The sequence below is a fragment of the Patescibacteria group bacterium genome, assembly GCA_041675205.1.
In the GTDB taxonomy this organism is placed as follows: Bacteria; Patescibacteriota; Patescibacteriia; order GWA2-46-9; family GWA2-46-9; genus JBAYUF01.
Genome location: JBAYUF010000028.1, coordinates 1 through 3,004, shown reverse-complemented (window position 1 = coordinate 3,004; position 3,004 = coordinate 1). Strand labels below are relative to the sequence as shown.

General features: G+C 47.8%; 7 protein-coding genes. 4 read left to right on the top strand and 3 right to left on the bottom strand.

The window, feature by feature from the left end; translation table 11 throughout:
* The 4 genes from WC052_06060 to WC052_06045 form a co-directional block, all read left to right on the top strand.
* The coding region (locus tag WC052_06060; protein MFA7287200.1) for a hypothetical protein at window positions 1–253 on the top strand (253 nt) is incomplete at its 5' end.
* Window positions 204–542 carry a hypothetical protein gene (locus WC052_06055; protein MFA7287199.1) on the top strand — a complete coding sequence of 113 codons (339 nt, stop codon included), beginning with the start codon at window positions 204–206 and terminating at the stop codon, window positions 540–542. The genes WC052_06060 and WC052_06055, both read left to right, overlap by 50 nt.
* An 11-nt stretch (window positions 543–553) precedes the next feature.
* Window positions 554–997 (top strand): hypothetical protein, encoded by a 444-nt coding sequence (locus tag WC052_06050; protein MFA7287198.1) that lies wholly within the window; start codon window positions 554–556, stop codon window positions 995–997.
* Between the two features lie 30 nt (window positions 998–1,027).
* Window positions 1,028–1,495, top strand: a complete 468-nt coding sequence (locus tag WC052_06045) for a hypothetical protein (protein ID MFA7287197.1) — start codon at window positions 1,028–1,030, stop codon at window positions 1,493–1,495.
* A 63-nt stretch (window positions 1,496–1,558) separates the two neighbouring features.
* Here the strand turns inward: WC052_06045 and WC052_06040 are convergent, their stop codons facing one another.
* The 3 genes from WC052_06040 to WC052_06030 form a co-directional block, all read right to left on the bottom strand.
* Window positions 1,559–2,152 carry a hypothetical protein gene (locus WC052_06040; GenBank protein ID MFA7287196.1) on the bottom strand — a complete coding sequence of 198 codons (594 nt, stop codon included), beginning with the start codon at window positions 2,150–2,152 and terminating at the stop codon, window positions 1,559–1,561.
* Between the two features lie 295 nt (window positions 2,153–2,447).
* Window positions 2,448–2,693 carry a hypothetical protein gene (locus tag WC052_06035; GenBank protein ID MFA7287195.1) on the bottom strand — a complete coding sequence of 82 codons (246 nt, stop codon included), beginning with the start codon at window positions 2,691–2,693 and terminating at the stop codon, window positions 2,448–2,450.
* On the bottom strand, window positions 2,690–3,004 hold a 315-nt coding region (locus WC052_06030), incomplete at its 5' end, for a hypothetical protein (GenBank protein ID MFA7287194.1). The genes WC052_06030 and WC052_06035, both read right to left, overlap by 4 nt.

The window sequence follows — 3,004 nt, the reverse complement described above, 5'->3', positions numbered from 1 at the left end:
TGACTCGATGATTGGCCGTCCACCATTGCCAATGTCAGTGCAGACGGAAATAGCACGGTTGCAAACGAGTGAAACCAATGCGAATCAAACAAATAGCGCTATTGCTGCTGCTGTTGTCGCTGTTGCTGTTGACCGGCTGTCAAACGACAAACCAGTGGACGCCACCACCGCCGATGCCGCTACAGAAATTGTCGCCGCTGGAAATGGTAGCGACGTTACCGGACAAACCGGCGATAAGCCAAGCGCAAGTTAACGGCACTGAAGTTGCTGTTCTCGATCTACCCAACACGCGAAAGCTTACGGATTACGTGCGGCAATCGAAAGCAAACACCGAAGGCTTAAACCTCCTTGTGGCAGCACATAATCAAACGATCCAGCAACACAACACGGTCGTAGATATTGCGCTGAAGCAGGAAGTGCGCGCCAACGAAAACTACGCGCTGTACCTGAAGGAACAACAAGCACACGAACGCGATAAAACGTGGTTCGCCATTGAGAAAGTCTTCTGGCAAGCGATTGCCATTATTGGCCTTGCGTTGTAAAGGAAACCGTTATGAATATCAGTCCAAACTACACCGATCTTGACGTGGGTTTCGACCTCGTTGCGATTAAAAACAGAATCGACAATACGCCCCCACGTAATGTGCTGCGCGCTGCCGAGGATTTGGCCGAGTTTGTGCTGGAACCATTGCGCAACGCTTACAACTTTCGGATCGTGAGTTGGTATCGCTCGCCTACACTGGAACGCGAATACAGCAAGCCCTCTTTCTTCGAATGGTGCCGTCAAAACAAACTGACATGCAGCGATAAAAACTGGTTCGATTACATCCAACAAAAACAGCATGTGACCGGCCATGCAGTTTCCATCGTGTCGAACGATCTGGAAAAGATTTACGAATATTTGCAATCGGAAGAGTTCGACATTTTGCAGATGCGTGACAACTACATTCACATATCGTTTGTGAAAGGTGCTAATCGGCGCCTAATTTTGAAGTAAAAACCTAATCCCACATAAGAGGAAAACATCATGGAAATGCAAACTGGTGCACTGTACGAATTAAAAATTCCCAAACGTTCACTCATTTTTCTTGGACCACAACGCTGCGGTAAAATCACGGCGATGCTGGCTTCCCTTTGGCACGTGTCAAAGTATGGAAAGATTGTGATCGTTTGTAACCACGCTGATTTCTCCCGCAACTGGATGGACGAATTCCGTATCAACGGAAATTTGAAGAACGTTATTCACATGCCACTCATGTGCAAGGATGTACCAGAACGTTTGAGAGAGCATGGGGTAACGATCAAAGATATTTCCACGGTGGCAATTCTGGAATCGTCCGTGTTTCAAAGCGTCGGTATGGTTAAAGTGTGGAAGCGCCCAAGTCCATCATTCGTAGAGTTCATGCAGCGCATGAGCGAAGACACTGCAATGGAACCGAAGGTGTATATCAAGGCGCATTTGCAAGGCCACGAAAATGATGTTGCTGTAGGTTAATTCAAAGCAAAAAAAAAGCCCCGTTTCCGTGATTGGATTCGGGGCTTTTTTCGTTTCTAAACCTTATTCGTATAGCGTCCACTTTTTGAAAATGTGTTGAGCTGCTGATTCCCAAATTCCCATGCCTGACGATGGCAACTGCAAGCAAAGCGTTTTGAATTTATCCGCGTTGGGAATGTCGTTTGCGTTCCATGCCATGCGAACGAATTTCGGATTCAACTCAACAAATGACTGGAACACGTCACGGTACGTTGGCAGCTCTTCGTCTGTGCAACCCTGTAGGAAGGCAACAGAGAGCGCCTGTAGGTCGTTGGAACGCAGCACAGGGCGGCTCATGGCACGATGTATGGCATTGACCACCGTACGCATGTCGTGGGCCACCATCGTTTCCATATCCGGGTATACGAACATAGGGTGAAAGTTCGTCGTCTCCGGCATCTTGCATGTGTGCACAGCAGTCAACCACGCGCCAGCTTCAATGAATGGTTGATTATGCACAATGAACGGCTCAGGACAATTCAATTCCGCAATTGCATCAGGGAACATGCAATTATGCGAGTAATACGTAACGCCTTTGTCGATGTACGCAGGTAGCAAATCAATTCGACCGGTAGACAACAAACGGTCAAGCTGTGCCACGGATAAAAACAGTTTCATGCAGTGGTTTCCTGTAGGCGAACCCCGAACCTGTCAAATTTCAAATAATCGGCAAGTGCTCGGGCCGTATCCAATTGTGTGCACGTGAGGCGGTTCGGTGTGTCAATCCGCCAAAGCGTGAATACCTTTCCAGACTGGTGAAGCAATTCGTAACCGTACGTTTTCCCATCAAGAAGCAAAACAACGCTAAGTGAAAGCAGTTCGTCGCGCATTTTTAGCGCTTGTTTTTTATTGAGTGAAAGCATGAAATTTCTCGATCCTTCGACCGGCCTACGTGGATGATGGTAACGTTAAATTACGCTGAGTCTTTACGCAGAATTGCCAACGCCCAATCAGAACGGGAGGGCATTTCAATTTCCATGAAAACGTTGTCACGGAAATGCGCGGCCTTATGTTCATCGCGGTAGCCTTCTACCTGCACGAACAGTTCTTTGTAACCAGACACGTTATACGCACGGCACGTAAGGGTTTCGCCGTCATTAGGTTTGTGCATCAAGTAAGCTTTTTCAGCTTCCAATTCATCCCAATTCAGAACGTTCATTGCTCGCCCAATTCGTAATGTTCATCACAAATGGTCACAGCACCACCGGGGCCAGAACCTGTACCGGGCCGACCGACGTTGTGTTCTGTGATTGGCACGAAGCGCAACAGATGCAATTCCACATCGCTAACAGCCACGGTGTTACGGTTGTCTATGAAATGCAAATAGTTGCCGAAATAACGCACGCGTAACGCTTGAGTCTCCGGTAAATTCGTTTGTGTCATCCAGTAAAGGCCATGTTCAATTTCTTCGAATGTTAATGTGCCGCTCATAAATCCAGTTCTCCAAACATTGGCTCGACCACCGGAACG

What these genes read in the sequence shown, in the direction of transcription:
- WC052_06040 (MFA7287196.1), bottom strand. Translation starts at nt 2,152, where the DNA reads ATGAAACTGTTTTTATCCGTGGCACAGCTTGACCGTTTGTTGTCTACC.
- WC052_06050 (MFA7287198.1), top strand. Translation starts at nt 554, where the DNA reads ATGAATATCAGTCCAAACTACACCGATCTTGACGTGGGTTTCGACCTC.
- WC052_06055 (MFA7287199.1), top strand. Translation starts at nt 204, where the DNA reads ATGGTAGCGACGTTACCGGACAAACCGGCGATAAGCCAAGCGCAAGTT.
- WC052_06045 (MFA7287197.1), top strand. Translation starts at nt 1,028, where the DNA reads ATGGAAATGCAAACTGGTGCACTGTACGAATTAAAAATTCCCAAACGT.
- WC052_06035 (MFA7287195.1), bottom strand. Translation starts at nt 2,693, where the DNA reads ATGAACGTTCTGAATTGGGATGAATTGGAAGCTGAAAAAGCTTACTTG.